The 18,601-nt window shown below is 34.3% G+C and carries 15 protein-coding genes; all 15 read left to right on the top strand.

Annotated features, from left to right (window positions below):
* Positions 1 to 111 precede the first annotated feature (111 nt).
* The 15 genes from ACQ76T_RS18800 to ACQ76T_RS18730 all read left to right on the top strand — a co-directional run bounded on the left by ACQ76T_RS18800 (position 112) and on the right by ACQ76T_RS18730 (position 18,599).
* On the top strand, positions 112 to 1,053 hold the full coding sequence (locus ACQ76T_RS18800; RefSeq protein WP_431344783.1) for a hypothetical protein: 942 nt from the start codon (positions 112 to 114) through the stop codon (positions 1,051 to 1,053).
* A 295-nt stretch (positions 1,054 to 1,348) separates the two neighbouring features.
* Positions 1,349 to 2,767, top strand: coding sequence for an amino acid permease (locus tag ACQ76T_RS18795; protein ID WP_431344782.1), 1,419 nt, complete (start codon positions 1,349 to 1,351; stop codon positions 2,765 to 2,767).
* Positions 2,768 to 2,942: 175 nt separating this feature from the next.
* Positions 2,943 to 3,743 carry an AraC family transcriptional regulator gene (locus ACQ76T_RS18790; protein ID WP_431344781.1) on the top strand — a complete coding sequence of 267 codons (801 nt, stop codon included), beginning with the start codon at positions 2,943 to 2,945 and terminating at the stop codon, positions 3,741 to 3,743.
* Between the two features lie 124 nt (positions 3,744 to 3,867).
* Complete coding sequence (locus tag ACQ76T_RS18785; protein WP_431344780.1) at positions 3,868 to 4,464, top strand: hypothetical protein; 597 nt, start codon at positions 3,868 to 3,870, stop codon at positions 4,462 to 4,464.
* Between the two features lie 4 nt (positions 4,465 to 4,468).
* The gene (locus tag ACQ76T_RS18780; protein WP_431344779.1) at positions 4,469 to 5,572 is read left to right on the top strand and encodes an agmatine deiminase family protein; all 1,104 of its coding nucleotides are present in this window, start codon (positions 4,469 to 4,471) and stop codon (positions 5,570 to 5,572) included.
* Between the two features lie 260 nt (positions 5,573 to 5,832).
* Entirely contained in the window at positions 5,833 to 6,465 is a 633-nt protein-coding gene (locus tag ACQ76T_RS18775) for an HdeD family acid-resistance protein (RefSeq protein ID WP_431344778.1), read from the top strand.
* Between the two features lie 480 nt (positions 6,466 to 6,945).
* A complete protein-coding gene (locus tag ACQ76T_RS18770) occupies positions 6,946 to 7,875 on the top strand; it encodes a hypothetical protein (RefSeq protein WP_431344777.1) in 930 nt (309 codons plus the stop codon).
* A complete protein-coding gene (locus ACQ76T_RS18765; protein ID WP_431344776.1) occupies positions 7,872 to 8,357 on the top strand; it encodes a hypothetical protein in 486 nt (161 codons plus the stop codon). Before ACQ76T_RS18770 ends, ACQ76T_RS18765 begins: the two co-directional genes overlap by 4 nt.
* 94 nt (positions 8,358 to 8,451) lie before the next feature.
* Positions 8,452 to 12,663: a SpvB/TcaC N-terminal domain-containing protein gene (locus tag ACQ76T_RS18760; RefSeq protein WP_431344775.1), complete on the top strand. Its 4,212-nt coding sequence runs from the start codon at positions 8,452 to 8,454 to the stop codon at positions 12,661 to 12,663.
* Positions 12,664 to 12,750: 87 nt separating this feature from the next.
* Entirely contained in the window at positions 12,751 to 15,273 is a 2,523-nt protein-coding gene (locus tag ACQ76T_RS18755) for an RHS repeat-associated core domain-containing protein (RefSeq protein WP_431344774.1), read from the top strand.
* 31 nt (positions 15,274 to 15,304) lie between these two features.
* On the top strand, positions 15,305 to 15,622 hold the full coding sequence (locus tag ACQ76T_RS18750) for an Imm32 family immunity protein (protein ID WP_431344773.1): 318 nt from the start codon (positions 15,305 to 15,307) through the stop codon (positions 15,620 to 15,622).
* Positions 15,623 to 15,948: 326 nt separating this feature from the next.
* Positions 15,949 to 16,467, top strand: coding sequence for a hypothetical protein (locus tag ACQ76T_RS18745; RefSeq protein WP_431344772.1), 519 nt, complete (start codon positions 15,949 to 15,951; stop codon positions 16,465 to 16,467).
* A complete protein-coding gene (locus ACQ76T_RS18740; protein WP_431344771.1) occupies positions 16,458 to 17,078 on the top strand; it encodes a hypothetical protein in 621 nt (206 codons plus the stop codon). The genes ACQ76T_RS18745 and ACQ76T_RS18740 overlap by 10 nt, the downstream gene beginning before the upstream one ends.
* Before the next feature lie 393 nt (positions 17,079 to 17,471).
* Positions 17,472 to 17,948 carry a hypothetical protein gene (locus ACQ76T_RS18735; RefSeq protein ID WP_431344770.1) on the top strand — a complete coding sequence of 159 codons (477 nt, stop codon included), beginning with the start codon at positions 17,472 to 17,474 and terminating at the stop codon, positions 17,946 to 17,948.
* Positions 17,949 to 18,245: 297 nt separating this feature from the next.
* Positions 18,246 to 18,599 (top strand): ISAon1 family transposase N-terminal region protein, encoded by a 354-nt coding sequence (locus tag ACQ76T_RS18730; protein WP_431344769.1) that lies wholly within the window; start codon positions 18,246 to 18,248, stop codon positions 18,597 to 18,599.
* The last annotated feature ends 2 nt before the right edge of the window (positions 18,600 to 18,601 follow it).

The following is an 18,601-nucleotide window of genomic DNA, read 5'->3' as shown; positions in this document are numbered from 1 at the left end:
CTTCGAAAATTTATTTTTCGGAGTAGGTTAGTGCCAGGAAAATTTCCATTAAAAAATTACCGATCACAGGTAGCGATGGATTTCCTTTAGATTCTAAATACATATTTGTTTATGAAAAAAAAGATGCTTTTCAGTACCTTTCTTGCGGGTTTCATGAGCTGGACGGTAAATGCCCAGGTGAATAATGTGGGAATTAATACCCCAAATCCGGGGAGTACTTTAACGGTTAACGGTTCATTTGCCGCGACCTACAAAACGATGACAGCCAGCGGAACTGTTGGCAACAATGATTATTACATTGCTTATAATGGAGCCGTTGACGGGATTCTTACTTTACCACCTGCCATCAGCGGAACAGGAAACTTTGCCGGCCGTACCTATCATTTTAAAAATACAGGAACTAAAACACTCACGATTTCAGCTGGTGGCGCAGAATTGATTGATGATCAGAATACAAGCGGAACCGGAGTTTCTACCATTACCGTTCCTCCAGGATATTATGCATTTTTAGTGAGTAAAGGAACTGTTGCGGGAACTACTTGGGAGCTTGTACTGGTTTCAAGCTCAAATACGATGCCTGCGGTGAATGATACTTACCTTTTTTCTTCCGCACAGCAGAATGCCTATAAGCAGACTTGTACCGCTACGACAACACCATCATGGGTAAAGACTGAAATAAAATATAATCAGGGAATGCAGATCAATACGGCAAATGTGCTGGATCTGTCGTCGGGAAGATTCAAAGCTCCTACCGATGGATATTATATGATTTATGGTTCTGCACAATTTGACAATTCGGAAGTTTCCGGGCAGCCAAGCTTTCAATGGTGTATACTTTATTTAGTAAAAAACTTTGTAACCACTCCAAATAACCAGCTGGTACAGAATTACCATACCAATCCGGGAGTCTTTGCATCAGGAATTGTTTCCGCTGTTGTTCATTTGAATAAGGATGAGACCGTAAGTATGGCTTCAGCAGCTCAGATAAATGGAGCAGGAACAGAATATCAGGTAACAGCAACATCCATTTACGGATATAAAATAGCGAACTAACCTATCATTCTTAGTGAAAATAAACTTTATCAAACTGTTGAGGTTTTTCATTCTATCCATACCTCAGGCAGGTACTTTTTATGATAGATTTGGAGGCCCTTGGAGTGAGAATATTATTTATGCATTCCCTACAAATTAATCAATATCAATACTTTTATTACGATCAAAAAATATCTAAGCCTATATTGAATTAAAAACAGAAAAGGTCATTGCGTTGTGAATTCTCAATTTACCCCATGGAATGTGAATTTCTCTGAAAAGTTTTTATATATTTAGCGACCGAATAATTCACTCAATGAGCAACGAAAATAAAACAGAAAAAAACGAGACTTTAGTTAGAGGATTAACAAATCGACATATACAGTTAATTGCCCTTGGAGGTGCCATCGGAACCGGGTTATTCCTAGGAATTGGACCCGCAGCAGTATTGGCAGGACCATCCGTTATTTTGGGCTATGCTTTAGCGGGTATCATCGCTTTTTTTATTATGCGTCAGCTGGGTGAGATGGTAGTTCAGGAACCGGTTTCGGGAAGCTTTAGCTACTTTGCCTACAAATATTGGGGAAATTTTCCTGGTTTTGCTTCCGGTTGGAACTACTGGATTCTCTATATTCTGGTGAGTATGGCTGAACTTACAGCCATCGGACATTATATTCACTTCTGGTGGCCGGAAGTACCGCTGTGGGTTTCCAGTTTATTCTTCTTTGTGGTAATCAATGCTCTTAATCTTGCTTCAGTGAAAGTGTATGGTGAAACTGAATTCTGGTTTTCCATTATCAAAGTAGTAGCCATTATTGCCATGATCATCTTCGGAGTGTATTTGCTGATAAGTGGAACAGGAGGAGAAAAAGCAACTATTACCAATTTGTGGAATGATGGTGGTTTCTTTCCAAAAGGATTGTTCAATAAAACAGAAGGCGGTTATTCAGGATTATTTGCTGCAATGGCAATGATCATGTTCTCTTTCGGAGGATTGGAACTGATCGGAATTACGGCTGCTGAAGCTAAAAATCCGGAGAAAACTATTCCACAGGCTACCAATCAGGTGATCTACAGGATTTTAATTTTCTATGTGGGGGCATTGGTTATTTTATTTTCGCTAAGCCCATGGAGAGATATTACAGAAGGATCAAGCCCTTTTGTAATGGTTTTTCAAAATTTAAATGGCCTTGAATTCAGTGTTTTTGGAAAAGTCATTCAGTTCAATACATTGATTGCGAATGTTCTTAACTTAATTGTTCTTACCGCTGCTCTGTCAGTATACAATAGTAGTGTTTACAGTAACAGCCGTATGCTTTTCGGGTTATCTCAGCAGGGAAATGCCCCTAAATTTTTAAAGAAACTAAACAAAAATTCAGTGCCTATTAATGCTATTCTTGTATCATCATGTTTTGCAGGAATCTGTATTATCATCAACAAATTGGTACCGGAAAAAGCATTCGAATACCTTATGGCGCTTGTAGTTTCTACGTTAATTATCAACTGGCTGATGATTTGCTATACCCATTTGAAATTCAAAAAATCAATTAATAAATCAGGAACTCAGTCAAAATTCCCATCCATATTTTATCCGATATCCAATTATATCTGTATTATATTTTTGGTACTTATTCTGGCTCTGATGAGCATTACAGGAATGGAGATTCAGGTTATTTTGATCCCGGTCTGGATTGCCTTCTTATTTATCATGTATAAACTTTACAAACCAAACTAAATTATATAAAAAAGAACAATTATGTTTTTATAAAGATGAAGATCACTATGATTTTCATCTTTTTTTGTCTTTGCTTCTATAAATTATTGCTACAAATATTTTTCAGATAAGAAAGAAAAAACCGCCCGATTATTGCATTAGATGTTAAAGATAACATAGCTTTAAAATAACAGAAATGCAGGCCAGCTTCAGTGAGATCCAAAAAATCGTTGACCATATTGAAAACAATTTTGATAGGGAGATCACTGCTGACGAAATAGAACGGTTATCTCATTATTCTTACAGAAACTTTCAGCGTATCTTTTTCAAAATTTTCAACGAGACGGTTTCAGGATTTCAGAAACGGCTTAAACTTGAAAATGCCTATAAAAAACTAATCTATACCGAAAACACAATCTCTGAAATTGCATGGCAGGTTGGATATGAGAACATTCAGTCATTTTCAAAAGCCTTTAAAAAACAATTTTCCGTTTCTCCGGTAGAAGCAAGAAAACAAAAGCAGGATGTTTTCAAACAATTTATAGAAAGCGGAAACTTGAATCTGAAATTTGAGATCAAATTCAAAGATGAGGTGACGGTATATTGTAAATTTATCAAAACCAAAGACTACAATAATGCGGAAATTGATGCATTGTGGAAAGAAATAGAACCGGAAGATGAAATTTTTGAAGCAGCATACGGGATTATTCACGATCAACCTCTGATTACCGATCGTTTCCATTGCAGATATGGCGCTGCCGTAACTTGTGATCATGACTTAAAAGGATTTTTTAAAAGAGAAATTTTTGGCCGAAAATATGTGAAATTTATCCATCACGGATTGCATGAGAATATATTAGAAACTTATCGTTCATTTTATCGTTTCTGGCTTTCCGAACAGAGTCTTTTGCTTGATAATTCCGACGTTATTGAAGAATATGCAAAAACAGAAAACGGTGAAAAAGTTACTCATATTTATTTTCCACTGTATGAATAGATTGTCTTTTTAGGACAAGTTTTGTTTTTTTTAAGGTCTAATTTTGCACCAGTAAATGATAAGTAATTATTGTTTACGGAGTAAAATTTAAGAAAATAAGACAATGATAAAAAATGTATTTTCCTTGAGTTTGATACTATTTTCTTTTTGCGCGAAGTCTCAGATTTCAGTCCAGGCGTATGGTGGAAATAAAGAAACCGAACTGTTGGGAATTTATTCTAAAGATTTTAAAACCAAATGGAATTATTTTGCATCTGGTACCGTTGCATACGATTATCATTCCGGAAAAGTGAGTCCGGAAATTTACCAAAACCTTAATTATGGGATTGGAAGAAATCTGGGTGTTTCAGCAGGAGTTCACCTATCAGATCAGGATATAATGCCTTCGGTAGGATTGGCGTACGGAAAAGAAAACGATACTTTCGGAATCAGTGTTTTTCCGGCTTTTACTTACTCTACAAACGCTAAGGAATTTGGATTCGGACTGTATACTTTATTAGAATATACACCCAAAATCAATGAACGGTTGAATCTTTACACGATGCTGATTGTAGAATCAGACTTCAGTTTCAAAGAACATCAATCCAGCAGTCAGGTCATTCGCTTAGGTATCGAAAATCAAAAGAAAATGCAGTTCGGAATAGGAAGCAATATTTCTCAAACCGGAACCCACTTTGACACTGAAATTAATTTCGGTGTATTTATAGGAAAAAAATTTTAATGATATGAATAAATTATTCACCCTTACATTCATCCTTAGTTATCTAGGAATTATGGCACAAACGTATCACTTTCCCGAAGAATCCTCACGTCATGAAGGAACATGGCTTCAATGGCCTCATCATTATCAACATGGTGACACCTACCGTAAAAGAGTGGAGCAGACCTGGATTGATATGACAAAATACTTACAAGCAGGAGAAAAAGTACATATCATCGCTTATGATATTGTAGAAAAAAATAGAATCATCCATCTTTTGGAAGAAAATAAAGTTCCTTTAAAGAATGTAGATTTCAGAATTTATCCTACAGATGATGTTTGGATCAGAGATAACGGACCTATTTTCGTTAAAGACAATAAAGGAAGTGTTTTGATTGAAGATTGGGGATTCAATGGTTGGGGAGAGAAATTTGATTCCGAGAATTGTGATGAAATCCCGACACGCATTGGTAAAGATCTTGGCGTAAAAGTTATTGATCTGAATGAAGAAATGGTAAACGAAGGCGGTTCTGTAGAAACCGATGGAAAAGGAGTTCTGATGGCTTGTAAAAGTTCTGTGATCAGTCAGAAAAAAGGGTCAACAAGAAACAAGGGAATTACCCAGAAAGAAGCAGAAGAAATGTTTGAAACCTATTACGGAGTATCCAAAGTGATATGGCTGGACGGAGTTACCGGGCTGGATGTTACAGATATGCATATTGATGGCTTTATGAAGTTTATCAATCCTCAAACAATGATTACCATGAAGGAGAACGATCTTCTGGAACTTGGGTTGTCTGATAAAGATATTAATACTCTGTACAAAGCTTCCAATACTGAAGGGAAAGAATACAAAAAAATATACCTTCCGGCTACGAAAAACAAAGTAAAAACGGCATACGGAAAACAGCTTGATGAAAAAGGTTCTTACATCAACTATTATGTGGCCAATACCGTAGTTTTGGTTCCAAATTACGGAGATCCTAATGACAGTGTTGCCAATAAAATAATCCAGCAGCAATATCCTGACAGAAAAGTAGTAGGAATAGATGTAAGAAATCTATATGAAAATGGAGGAATGGTACACTGTGTTACCCAGCAGCAGCCTGCCGGAAATCTTTTGAAATAGATTTTTATAAATAAGATAATGCGAAACATCGGAAAACAAAAAAGAGATAATCTTATTCCTGTTTTTCGATGTTTTTTTATGTTGAAAATATCTACTTCCTGCATACAAATCATAGCCATCTCTGATCGTTAAATGTTTTATTTTTTGTACCTTAGTAATGGTAGTATTTCAAATTAGGGTGAAAACTATAGCCCGTTTGGAACACCCACGGACAAGCCGAATACCGTTACACAAAGTAGGCAAAATCTAAAAATACACCTATGGCTAATTTATTTCAAACCCTTACCAACACCGTAAAACATTGGTATATCCCTTTGATATTCGGAATTCTCTTCCTGATCTGTGGTTTTTACGTATTCAGTGTACCATTGGCAACGTATGTTACACTTTCTATCTTCTTTAGCGTTTCTTTTTTATTCTCAGGAATTACAGAAATATTCTTTTCCCTGCAAAACAGCAAATCTTTACAAGGCTGGGGATGGTTTCTGGTAAGCGGATTACTCACAACAGCAATAGGAGTTTACCTTATCGCAAATCCTCAAATTTCCATGACAGTCCTTCCGTTTGTTATTGGATTTACCTTATTGTTTCGTTCTTTCCAGTTACTCGGTTTTGCTTTTGATTTGAAGAGTATGAAAATAATGAGTTGGGGAAATGTTGCTCTGGCCAGCGTTGGTGGAATTATATTCTCTCTATTGCTCATATTTAACCCCATATTTACCGGAATTTCTTTGGTTACCTTAACTGGAGTTTCCTTTATTTTCATGGGAATCGCTTCCATTATGCTCGCTTTGGATCTGAGAAAAGTGAAAAATTTTCCTGGAAAAGTCAGTCAGGAATTGAAAGATAAAATAAAATCTATACAGGAGGAGATTGATGATCTTAGAAAATAAAAAATAGTGTTTCTCTATATAAAAGGCCTTTAGAAAGGTCTTTTTTTATTTAATTCTAAATTATATTTTTACATCCTTATGTTGATTAGAATTTGTTACGACAAGTTCTGTCACTTCATTGTAATACCTTTGCGCTAATAAATGATAAAACTCACATTAAAAATCATTAATATGGTTTTAACATTTATTAATAAGTGTTAAATTTGTTTTTGAAAAAACACAAATTATGAATCTTAAACTAATTCTCATACTACTACCTTGTAAAAATATAATTTTTTTTCAGGGTGTAATCTTTAACACCTAAGAAGGTGTGCAATAGAATATATCAAATAAAACAACTCCATAAAATTTAGAAAAGCCGAAAATACGTCGGGAAATCTTACATTATACTACCACGTATGTAAGATGGTAGTTTTATTATTGATTTAAAAATAAATAATTAAAAAATTTCAGTATATAAAATATAACAAAAAAAGATTATTGTCGTTGGCCTTATTGGCCTCATCTTTTGTATTTGCACAACAGCAACAAACCTTCACTGAAGTTACGGTACTCTCTTACTCTCCTACAATATTTTTGAAAAGGAGTGTTAATGACGGTGGTTTTATTAGAGGAATTCAAACTCAGAATTTTAATGGTGATAATGGGTGGTTTTTTGGAGACTTGCATGGGACTCAATGGGCGGTTTCTAAAGGGGATTATAACGATCGAAAATTTGTTGTTAATGGTAACGGAAATGTAGGAGTAGGAACTAGTGATCCACAAACAAAATTCGAAGTTGCTAAAGAAAATAGTAACAATCAAAATTTGGTGATGGCTAGATTTCTGGCTTCAGGACAATCAGGAGGAAGTAATATGATCAGTATCGGATACCATACTAATGCTAATCTGGAAGTAAACTCAGGATATACAGCTTCCGGATTCAGATATGGAAGTTATGGAGATTTTAATATTGAAAATGAAGGGCCGTCCAATGCAAATTCTGGGGCAATTAATTTTATTACCAGTAAGAAAGTTCAGATGGCTATTATGCCAAGTGGAAATGCTTTATTAAATGGTAAATTAGAAGTGAAGGAAGTAAAAGTAACTTTAACACCTACCGCAGACTTTGTTTTCGCTGAAGATTATGATCTTCCAAAATTAGAAGATATTGAAAAACATATTAAAGAGAAAAAGCATCTTCCCGAAATTGCTTCTGCTAAAGTAATGGAAAAAGAAGGGGTAAATGTTGGTGAATTTCAAATAAAATTATTACAAAAAATAGAAGAACTCACTCTTTATTCAATTGAACAAAATAAACAACTTAAACAACTTCAGAACGAAAATGAAACTTTAAAATCTCAATCTGAAGAAATTCAAGAACTGAAGAAACAAGTTCAAATACTTTTAAACAAAAAAAATAAAAAATGAAAAGAAAATTATTTTCGTTATTTTCTCTGTTAACAGGTTTTCTTGGGTTTTCACAAACTGAGGTTTACTTCAAATATGATGAAGCCGGAAATCAGATATATAGGGGGACTAATGTTGCTGGTAAAAAATCAGAAGAAATGGCTCCAAAAGAATCTAGATTGCAGGAACAGGCAAAAACAGCTGTAGTTATACAAAATACTTCTGTTATGGATGAAAAAGCATTCTGGAAACAAATAAGACTTTATCCGGTTCCGGTAAATGATTATCTTACAATTGACTGGACTGAAGAAGTAGATGGACTTATAGAATCTGTTTCTCTCTACCAGCATAGTACTGTACATTGGAAATTTCAGCAACAGAATATTCCAGCACTGAACCGTCAAGTCAAAATCAATATGACCGGATATGATTGGGGAGTTTATATTCTCCGTTTCACTTTAAAAGATGGAAGAGTCTTTGGTAGAAACGTTACGAAAAGATAGACTTAGAGGAAGGTTTTCAAAGATAAGAGCATCTGAAATTATTCTTTATTCAGGATATTCTCAAATTTATTAAACATTATTATAAACACTAAAAATGAAATTTATTTCATCATTGATACTGTCGTTGTGTTCAGTGTTGGTTTTTTCACAGACCATACTGTATCAGGCAGAAACAGTATCCCGGACGGTTCAGGATCCACAGACAGTGGTAATGGCTCAGGGATTCTATGCTAAAGCAGGGGGAGCGAATTCCTTTGTAGCAAAAATTGGTCCCACAACAGAAAATTCGGGAGGAGGACCTGCTAACTCAAATGCCGGAGCGAACAATCCAAGTGGAACAACAGCGCCGGATAAACAAAGTTTTCACGATACAAAAGGAAAAATGGAGGTTAATGGAGGTGGGCAGTTACAATTTACCTTACCCATTGCTTTACCTCCGGGAATAAAAACAGTTGCACCCCAAGTAAGTCTGATCTATACCAGTGGTGCGGGTAATGGGATTGCTGGATATGGTTGGAATCTAATGGGAATTACTTCCATTTCCAGAATGGGGCGAAACATAGACAAGGACAAAGACGTTAAAGAAATAATGATGGATTATTCTGATTATTATAGCTTTAATGGACAAAGATTGATTTTAAAATCCGGGGAATATGGTAAAAACGGTGCAGAATATGTGACCGAGAAATATTCGAATATTAAAATTAAGTCTTTAGGAACAAGAAATGGGATTCAAGGGCCTATGCTCTTCCAGGTGACCTTTGAAGATGGCTCACAGGCATGGTATGGAGATACTGTGTATGATGATCCTGGGCATTCAAATGCGGGAAGGACATCCATGGAGTACAATATAGTAAAGTGGATGGATGCACAGGGAAACTATATTACTTATGAGTATGAAATAAATTCTAATATTGCATCACAGACTGCCATAGCAGGAGGAGTGAGTAAAATTAAAACAATTAAATGGGGAGGAAATGAAAAACTCAATAAGCCTCATTTTAATGAAATTCAATTTAACTATAATATTGAGAGAACCGTAAAAGAAATTTCATATCATCAAGGGTATTATTATAATCAGGATAAACTTCTTAATGAAATTGTTGTTAAAGCTAACTCAAATATTTTTAAAAGCTATGAGATAAAGTATACCAGTAATAATACGAATTATCAATTTGTAGATAGTATTACGGAAAAGAATGCAAATGGAGAATCTGCAAACCCTGTAAAATTTGACAGAAAACCCGATAGTTCTACCATTAAAAGTTCAGAAATCTCTAATAACCTAGATTTAGACAGTAAAAATATTGCAGACTTTGATGGAGATGGATATCTAGATCTTTTAACTTATCAATCTTCAGCAGATGGCTACTATGAATGCTTACAATATGATGATTATGGGCATTGTGAAAGAGAAGGCGATTATATACAACCTACAGTAGCCGGAACCTATATTACTTATAACAATTTCTTTGGGGCAAAGAAAGTAAGGGTTTCTGATATCAATTTAGCCGGCGCTTTAGCGATTAATTCCACATTGGTTAATGATAAAATGAGACCAGTAAAGTCTCTGTATACACATAAAATAGAATCAAGTCAAATTAAATTTGATAAATATGTTCTGAATAATGAGCAGTATGTTCTGAATCAATCTAAAGCAATTCCTTCTTCGCTATATGATAAAAGTCATGAAGACCCAAGAAATAACCCGACAGATGATCTTACTGTCACAAAGTCATACGTAAGAGAATTCAGAGATATAGACGTGAACGGAGATGGGCTTTCGGAAGTTATGTTTTCGGTAGAAACAATTATGACGATTTATCCATATAATGGACCAATTGACGACCCCAATATAATAGATGGAAGCACTCCTACTATTCCGATTCATAGACCTGTAGAATCCTATACTCAGTATGATTTTTATATGCTTAATCCAAACACGTCCGTAAATGACGCATACTGGATAGGCTCCGGACCTAGAGATCTCCTTAAAGTAGGAATGACCATGGATTTTGATGGGGATGGAAAAGAAAATTTAGTTGAGGTTACAAAGAATAATATAAATAGTAATTTTTTTGTAACCGATGAAACAGGTAAATATGTCTTGAAAACCAATTATATCTCTTTTGACGGAGAATCTGCTGGTGTTGTTTTTGGTGACTTCAATGGGGATGCTAAAATGGACTTTATGGTGCCTCACAGTGCTGATACTTCCAACTGGAGATTGTACATTAACCCGGGAAAAACACTTCCTCATGGGAATAGCTCATCCGATTTTAGAATTCAGAATCTTAATAACTTTTCATATTATACTAAAGAAGTTCAGATAGTTGATAAAACTTATCAAAGACAGGTTGCTATCTGGCATTTTGCCAAAGATTTGAATGGGGATGGTAAAAGTGATCTGATTCGTTTTGAATCACAGGTTTTTAAAGCCCATAAATTTGGGAATGATCAAGACTCAAGAAGAGGTTTCAAAATTATTGAATCTACAGGCGTTGATGCAGACGGGAATATTAAGTTTGAAACAAAATATGAAGAAGATCCGTGGGGAATGTATTCTCAGATTGGAGCTCATTGGATCCCAATGAATGTGTCACTTCGCATCAATAAAGAGGAGAATATTTTTTTTGTAAAAGTAGAAAACCATGTATCCCGTTATACTTACTATGATCTAAAAAATAGAGAGAGGATATATGCGATTAATCAGGGAGGAATCAAAACTGAAATCGTATATAATGAATTGGATGCCAATGATACGGCAACAGCGAAATTTTATAAGCCGACAACAATTCAGACCTATCCATATGTTCAGGTAGAGCATATGCCTCAAAACTTTATCGTTACCCAACTTAAAGAAGAAGGAAGAAAACAAGACTTCAAATATAGAGATCTGATTGTTAACCTCCATGGTAAAGGTGTTATTGGATATAGGCAAACAGCCCGTTCTACCTGGTATGCAGACGGTTTTGAAAATACAAAAATATGGTCCGGAGCAGAAATAGATCCGCTAAATGAAGGCGTAACTCTTAAAGAATGGTCTATCAAAACCAATGATGACAATAAGATTTTCCCGGCAAATATTTCTGAAAGTAATAACGAACTTTTAAATTTTAAATCGATAAGCTATCAGAAAGATGAGCTTTTAAATGGGCAGGTAATTGCCAATACTGCAGGAGTAGAAAAATCAAAGATTGTAACTGCTCTGGTGCCAAAATCTACAGTTACAAAAGACTTTTTAACGAATACCCTTACAACAGATAGTATTGTTTACGGAGAGTATTACCTTCTTGCACAAACAATATCAAATGTTAATAATAATTATGCTGTAACAACGTCATCCTTTGACTACAATCATAACCCGTCAGCTTCTGGCTCTGATTATTTCATTGGCCGTTTAAAGTCTCAAACCAATATGGTAAAGGCATATGGAGATGTGAAATCTGCTAAAGTAGAATATACCTACGATGGTAACTTAGCTAAAACTGTAAAAACATGGAATAGAGATAATTCAGGTTATGTATTAGAAACCTATGATTATGATGGGTTTGGAAATGTTCTGAAGACAATTGCAAATAATAGCGTAGATGCACTAACCCAAACAAAAATAGCTCAATATGATCCAAAAGGAAGATTTGTAGTAAAGAAAACGGATAATCTGGGACTTGAAACAAACATTGACTATAATGATTGGGGACAGATAACCACGCAAACAGATCCATTAGGAAATACTCTTGAGAATACTTATGATAAGTGGGGGAAACTCTTAAAATCAAAAACTAATTTAGCAGGAACTACCACCTATCAATATGTAAGAGATACTCATTCTAATATCACTTTGATTCAATACGATGCTGATGGAAATATTTCAAAAAAATATACCAATAGACTGGGGCAAGACTATAAAAAAGTAACAAAAAGTTTAGGGCAGGATAAATTTGTCGCAGTTTCCTCAGCATATGATATATTAGGGAGAAAAATCCGCGAGAGTGAACCTTATTTTGATCAGGCTTCTGAAGAATTGCCAGGTGATCTCCAATGGAATGTTAATACTTACGATGACACTGTTTTTCCTACTAAGGTAACAACCACAGGCTTAGCAAAAATTAATGCTCAAGGTTTAATTACCTCCTTTGCCGGGAAAAAAATGGAATCTTTAGTATCTGGTAATACTACTTCTGTGATAGAAGTAAACGGATATGGAAGAACTACAACTAAAACAGCAGATGCATTAGGAAATGTAGTTTCTACTTCAGACAAAGGTGGAAGTATAACATTTTTATACAATGCTGCAGGTGAGTAGATTAAAGCTCAATACGCAGAGAATGTTGTTACGACTAAATATGACAACTGGGGACGTAAATCAGAATTTAATGATCCATCCAATGGATTGTACAAATATGAATACAATGGATTTGGACAACCTAAAAAAACAATCAGCCCTAAAGGGACAAAGGAATATACTTATAATAATGTAGGTCAGCTGATTAGTCAGAAAGAAATTTCGACGGTAGATAATGGTCAGGCAACTGATAAAATAATTACTTATGCTTATGATAATAAAGGAAGAGTAATCTCCAAAAATGGAACCTCCAAAGGAAAATCTTATAGTTCAAATATTTCTTTTGATCAGCAAGGAAGAGTATTGTCTTCTTCAGAAAGCAGTAATGGTAAATACTTTCTTCAGAAAGGAATTATTTATGATGATAAAGGAAGAGTTGTTGCTTATGAAAAAAGCCTTTATTCATCAGGAGTATTTACGAAGGTAAATATTGAAAATATATACAATGATTGGAATGGAGCATTGTCTCAGATAAAAGATAAAAATTCCGGGAAAATATTATGGGAAATAAAAGATGCTAATGCAAAAGGACAAGTCCTAAATGCTAAGCTAGGGGCAGCCAATATTATTAATACCTATGATAATAGCGGATTCTTAACAAGTGTGAATCATTCTTCACCAGTTAAAGCTGGAACCCTGGATTTGGGATATAGTTTTGATGGAGTGAGAAATGAGCTGAAAAGCAGAAGAACTTCAGGAGACTTCAATATTTTAGAATCGTTTAATTATGATGATAATAACAGGCTTGTAAGTTGGACAGATCCTGTTACAGGCATTACTCCTCCTAACAGAAACGTTTATGATGCTAAGGGAAGAATAATACAAAATGATCAGGTGGGAACTATGAAGTATGAAAACTCATCTAAGATCTATCAGCCTACAGGAATGACTCTGAATGCTGCCGGAACTCAAAACTATAACAATGACCTTATTCAAAGTATCGCCTATAACGAAAATAATGATCCTGTCTTTATTGATGGTGAAAAAGGAGATGTGGCTTTCCAGTATGGATTGACAAGCATGAGGCAGAGCGTTACCTATGGTGGAAATTTCGATGCTGACAAAGAGGGTAAATTCACTAAGTTCTATAGCGAAGATGGAAGTTTTGAAGTAGTAAAAGATAACACAACTGGTAAAGAAAAGCATATTCTTTATATAGGAGGATCTCCATATGAAAGTAATATTATTTATTTAAAGAACTACGAAGAATCTGGCGGTTCATATAAATTCTTGCACAAAGATTATTTAGGTAGTATCTTAGCTATTAGTGATGAAGCAGGAAATAAACTGGAGCAAAGACATTTTGATGCCTGGGGTAATTTTACTCACCTTCAGATTGGAAACGGAGCAATTATTACCGATAAAAATATAATAGACAGTACTTCGTTATTAGTAGACAGAGGATATACCAGCCATGAGCATTTTGCAGAGGTGGGAATCATCCACATGAACGGAAGATTGTATGATCCGTTACTAAGAAGATTCTTAAATGCGGATGAAAATATTCAGGATCCTACCAATACTCAGAATTATAATAAATATGGGTATGTGATGAACAATCCGTTGATGTTTAATGATCCTACAGGAGAAGAAATTGTGACTCTCTTAGGTATTTCTATGGCAGCAATTGTGAAAGCTATAATTATTGGTGCTGCTGTAGGATTGGCTGCTTATACATTAAGTCTGGCAGTAACAGGTAATTTTGACCAGTGGAACTTATTAGGAGCCTTTAAGGCAACCTTTACAGGAGCCATCTCTGGGGCTGTTACTTTTGGAATAGGAAGTTTGTTCTCCGGAGCAGGAGGATGTATAACTACTGCTTCACAGGTTCTTAAAGAATCTATTGGAAATGTAGGACTTGCTATAGTACAAGCTGGAACCCATGCTATTGCACAAGGTATATTAAGTTCTGTACAAGGAGAAGCTTTTTTAAGCTCTGCTGCATCTGGTTTCTTTGGTAGTTTAGGCGCATCAGCCTTTGGAGCCATTGCAAAAGGAGCTGCTAATACAACTGTAGGGACGGTATTCTTTGGAGCCCTTTCCGGAGGGGTTGGAGCTGAGCTTACCGGTGGGAATTTCTGGCAAGGAGTTGTGATTGGAGGAATTGTAGCTGGATTGAATCATGGGCTGCATTCTACTGACAGTCCTTTCGCTAATGATAATGGTGGAGATGATCCTGAAAATGGAAAAACGTTGAAAGATTTGAAAGAAAATGCTCCTGATCATCCTGAATATAAATCTCCAAAAGGAGGAGACAGGAAAGTTAAAAATCCAAACGGAAAAGGGTCAGGCTGGCTAGATAAAGAAGGAAGGGTATGGGTTCCCACTGATCATGGTGGAACACACGCTCCTCATTGGGACAGACAAGAACCAAAAGGTGGAGGTTATACAAATGTTTATCCAATAGTGAAACCTATTGCCATTGGCGTTACCATAGGAACAATTATATATGGAGGATTGAAATTTTTAGATGTGGCTGCTTCTAGATTGACTCCTTTATTTATGGTAACACCTCTTATGATGGAAACAGTTAATCCGAAACCAATGTTTGATTCAAAACAAACTTATTGATTTTACTATAAAATAAAAATATAAATCAAAAATGAATATTAAAATAAAAGGGAATCTAGATATTTTCGTGATACATAATACGGATGAATTCGAAGGCGAGATATCTGAATGGGATGAAGTTCTAATACATGGTGATCCGACTGGATTGAAGTCTTTTGCAAATTTATTAATTGACATTGCAAACTTTAATCAAGATACGATAGATGATAAGGAATTGCCGATTGGAGAGAGACAACATATAAAATTAAGACCAGGATTGGAACTTTCTAAAAGTTCTACCGAAGTAATAGTCGGAAGGCTGGATGCTAAAAAGACAGGAAAATACTATGATCGCTTTATTTCAAAATAATAATCTTTAAAAGATATAGACAGAGTCTTCTTAAAATAGAAAAGCTCGCCAATAGACTACCCCAAAAAAGTTAGACACTTTTTAGGGGTATTTTTTATGGGAAAATCAAAAGTATAGTTTAGAATTTAAAACAGATTGTGTTGTTAAGGTTTTACAAAGACATCATTCGCTTTCCTTAGTTGCTAAAGAATTAGGAATTAGTAGCTCTTTAGTGAAACTGTAATCTTCCCCGCTTTAGGCACACTCAAAAGTAGAGTTTTTGGTTAATAATTGATTGTTATCGCTGTTGAGATTTTGTTGCTGGTTTGAATCACGGGATGCATCCTATGGATGATCCTACAAAGAAAACTTATACGAAAAATGGTAAAACTTATGATTATGAAGGAATGCAAGAGTATTATGCTACTGTCATAGGAGAATCTTCAAATAATGTATCTGAGGCTCAGGGAATTGGTGAAGTTATTTTGAATAGATTAGATCATAAAGGAGCCGATTTAACGGGGGGATTCATTGATAATGTTGGAGGTGCAGGTCAGTATGATGCTATAGGAGGTAGTATTTATAATAAAATAATGGATATGAAGTTTTCAGATCTACTTCATATGAAATCTGATAATATTTATTATTCTCGATTTATAGGAGCATCCAAAGCACTTTCTAACTGGTGGCACTTAAAACCAGGAATTACAAACGGAGCCTACATTTGGAATGCAACTTGGCAAAAAGATAAAAGTGACATTGGTTTTAACTGGAGAGCTTACAATCGTGGAGCATATGTAATTACTGCTGAGATTGGACAAACAACATTTTTTAAATATACAAACCCCAATAAGAAATGGCCATAAAAAAAATAATCCTAATTTTTTCAGCTTATGTTTTTTTCAATAGCTGTATGATTAAAAGCAAGTATAATTTTCTTACAAAATTTGATGAAATAAATAGAAGATCCACATTATTCCTAACCAAAGATGATATAATTATCGATAGTATTCAGAATATTGGAAGCTATTATGGAAAAGATAGTATTGTTAAGCAAAACAACAACCAATGGGATTATTATTATTATGGAAGATGCGGAACGGGCTGTTCTGTGATATATTATATGAATCTAGCTCCAATTAAAGATAAAATTAAAGTAAAGCTCAATATTCTATATAAATCAAAAGAATCATATTATGAATCTCAAAATATCCAGATAAAAGAGTATGTTCCATATTTTTCCAAAAAAGGAAATTATATTTCAAAGATTGTCAAAGAAGATGGAATTGTAAAAAATAAAATTGTCAATCAAATTAATTATGATGCGAAGAGTAATATTTATTATAATAAAGTGTTTGAATATAAAAATTCAGCATATAAAGGAATTAAAGTAGACTCTCTTGAATATATATTAGTCGATGAAAATATTTGGAAATTTTATGATTCGAGTTCCAAAAAAATAAATGATTTACAATAAAACTTCCCGCCGAAAGGCGGGAAGTTTTATTTACAAAGCCAGCGCATTGGAAAGTGTTTTTTTAGTTTAATATTGTAGAGTGCCATATCGAAAATACTAAAGATAGACTCTTTTCCTTTTCGTCCAACTGCTCTATCAGTTGCACTTTTTTCACTACAGATTTATTGAAAGATCTGTCTGGAAGATATGAATCACGTTTGGAATATAATGTTACTTATAAACAAGCTCAGGCAGCAATATCTGCAGCATATAAAGATGCATAGGCTTACTATCATGTATATTTGCATAATTGTGGAGCAGTAGTTTATAAAGGTATGAAAGCTGCAGGATTTAAAAGTATTGATATATCTGTATCACCAAGTAGAATGTTTTATCAATTTAAATTTGAATATAATGGAAACTGGGTTAGCCCGTATAAAAAAGTTACTACTGAGTCTTCTAATTCTTCTAATAAGTAGCTGTAATAATAAAAAAATTAATGGAGATGATGCAAGTGGTTCAGTTGCCGAGTCTAAAAATAATAAAGTATTTTTAAAGGAATTTATTCCTCAAAACAGAATAATTGATTCTTTAGAAGATTATGCAATAGACGAATGTTGGTTGGAACAGAGATGGAATTATAAAAACAGCAACCTGGATATTAATAAACTTTCAGGCTATAGACTGGTTCTAAAGGTTAATAAGAAATCTAAAAATGTATTTATAAATTCCAATATTGATGTTAATTCACAAATAACCTCAGATTTCGGTTACGGTATTCCATTTTTAAGGATAATGGATTTAAAAGATGATCAAATTAAGGATTCTTTGTTATTGAGTTTTCATTTAAATGGAAAAAAGAAAAAGATTTTATTAATTACAGTAAAATAAAAGATTCATTCATAAAACCATCTCATTTAGAGATGGTTTTATTTTTGTTGATAATAGCTGTGTTTTTAATAAAATAAATGGTTTATAAAAAGGAAATATCTTTAGATTCTATGAACAGTGATAACGCAATTTGTATTGAATAATTAAATCGTTTGATTCATAGAAGGAGTTTGTCGAAATATTGAAAAATTCGAGGAAAGCTTGAGAGGATAGATTTTTTAGAAATAACATTCAGTATAAAAGTCGGATCAGTCTCAAAAGTTGGGGGGAACTGTTTAGTTGGCGTATCTTTGTATTATGGTAAGCGATCACGAACTTCTTAAAGTATTACTTCCGGAATTTTTAGTTGAGCACTTTGATATCATCAAATTCCAGGATCATAATGGTGAACTTCATATTTATTTTGAAGAAAAAAGCAGCATTCCTGATGAATTACAAGATAGATTATTAGAGTCTAAAGGTTTTCTGCCTGAAATTATTGTAGATGATTATCCATTAAGAGGTAAAATTGTCAAATTACATGTGAAAAGAAGAAGATGGACTGATAAGCACTCAGGTGAAATCCTACAGAGAGATTGGGGTGTTGTAGCCAAAGGAACACGCATGACCAATGACTTTGCAGGTTTCTTAAAAAAAATTAGCCGATACTAAAG

It is taken from the genome of Chryseobacterium sp. JK1 (genome assembly GCF_050632815.1).
Taxonomy (GTDB): domain Bacteria; phylum Bacteroidota; class Bacteroidia; order Flavobacteriales; family Weeksellaceae; genus Chryseobacterium.
This window is presented reverse-complemented; position numbering and strand designations above follow the sequence as displayed.

Coding starts and splice junctions, on each gene's coding strand:
- ACQ76T_RS18760 (WP_431344775.1), top strand. CDS start 8,452: ATGAAATTTATTTCATCATTGATACTGTCGTTGTGTTCAGTGTTGGTT.
- ACQ76T_RS18765 (WP_431344776.1), top strand. CDS start 7,872: ATGAAAAGAAAATTATTTTCGTTATTTTCTCTGTTAACAGGTTTTCTT.
- ACQ76T_RS18740 (WP_431344771.1), top strand. CDS start 16,458: ATGGCCATAAAAAAAATAATCCTAATTTTTTCAGCTTATGTTTTTTTC.
- ACQ76T_RS18735 (WP_431344770.1), top strand. CDS start 17,472: ATGGAAACTGGGTTAGCCCGTATAAAAAAGTTACTACTGAGTCTTCTA.
- ACQ76T_RS18800 (WP_431344783.1), top strand. CDS start 112: ATGAAAAAAAAGATGCTTTTCAGTACCTTTCTTGCGGGTTTCATGAGC.
- ACQ76T_RS18745 (WP_431344772.1), top strand. CDS start 15,949: ATGGATGATCCTACAAAGAAAACTTATACGAAAAATGGTAAAACTTAT.
- ACQ76T_RS18790 (WP_431344781.1), top strand. CDS start 2,943: ATGCAGGCCAGCTTCAGTGAGATCCAAAAAATCGTTGACCATATTGAA.
- ACQ76T_RS18795 (WP_431344782.1), top strand. CDS start 1,349: ATGAGCAACGAAAATAAAACAGAAAAAAACGAGACTTTAGTTAGAGGA.
- ACQ76T_RS18775 (WP_431344778.1), top strand. CDS start 5,833: ATGGCTAATTTATTTCAAACCCTTACCAACACCGTAAAACATTGGTAT.
- ACQ76T_RS18750 (WP_431344773.1), top strand. CDS start 15,305: ATGAATATTAAAATAAAAGGGAATCTAGATATTTTCGTGATACATAAT.
- ACQ76T_RS18730 (WP_431344769.1), top strand. CDS start 18,246: ATGGTAAGCGATCACGAACTTCTTAAAGTATTACTTCCGGAATTTTTA.
- ACQ76T_RS18780 (WP_431344779.1), top strand. CDS start 4,469: ATGAATAAATTATTCACCCTTACATTCATCCTTAGTTATCTAGGAATT.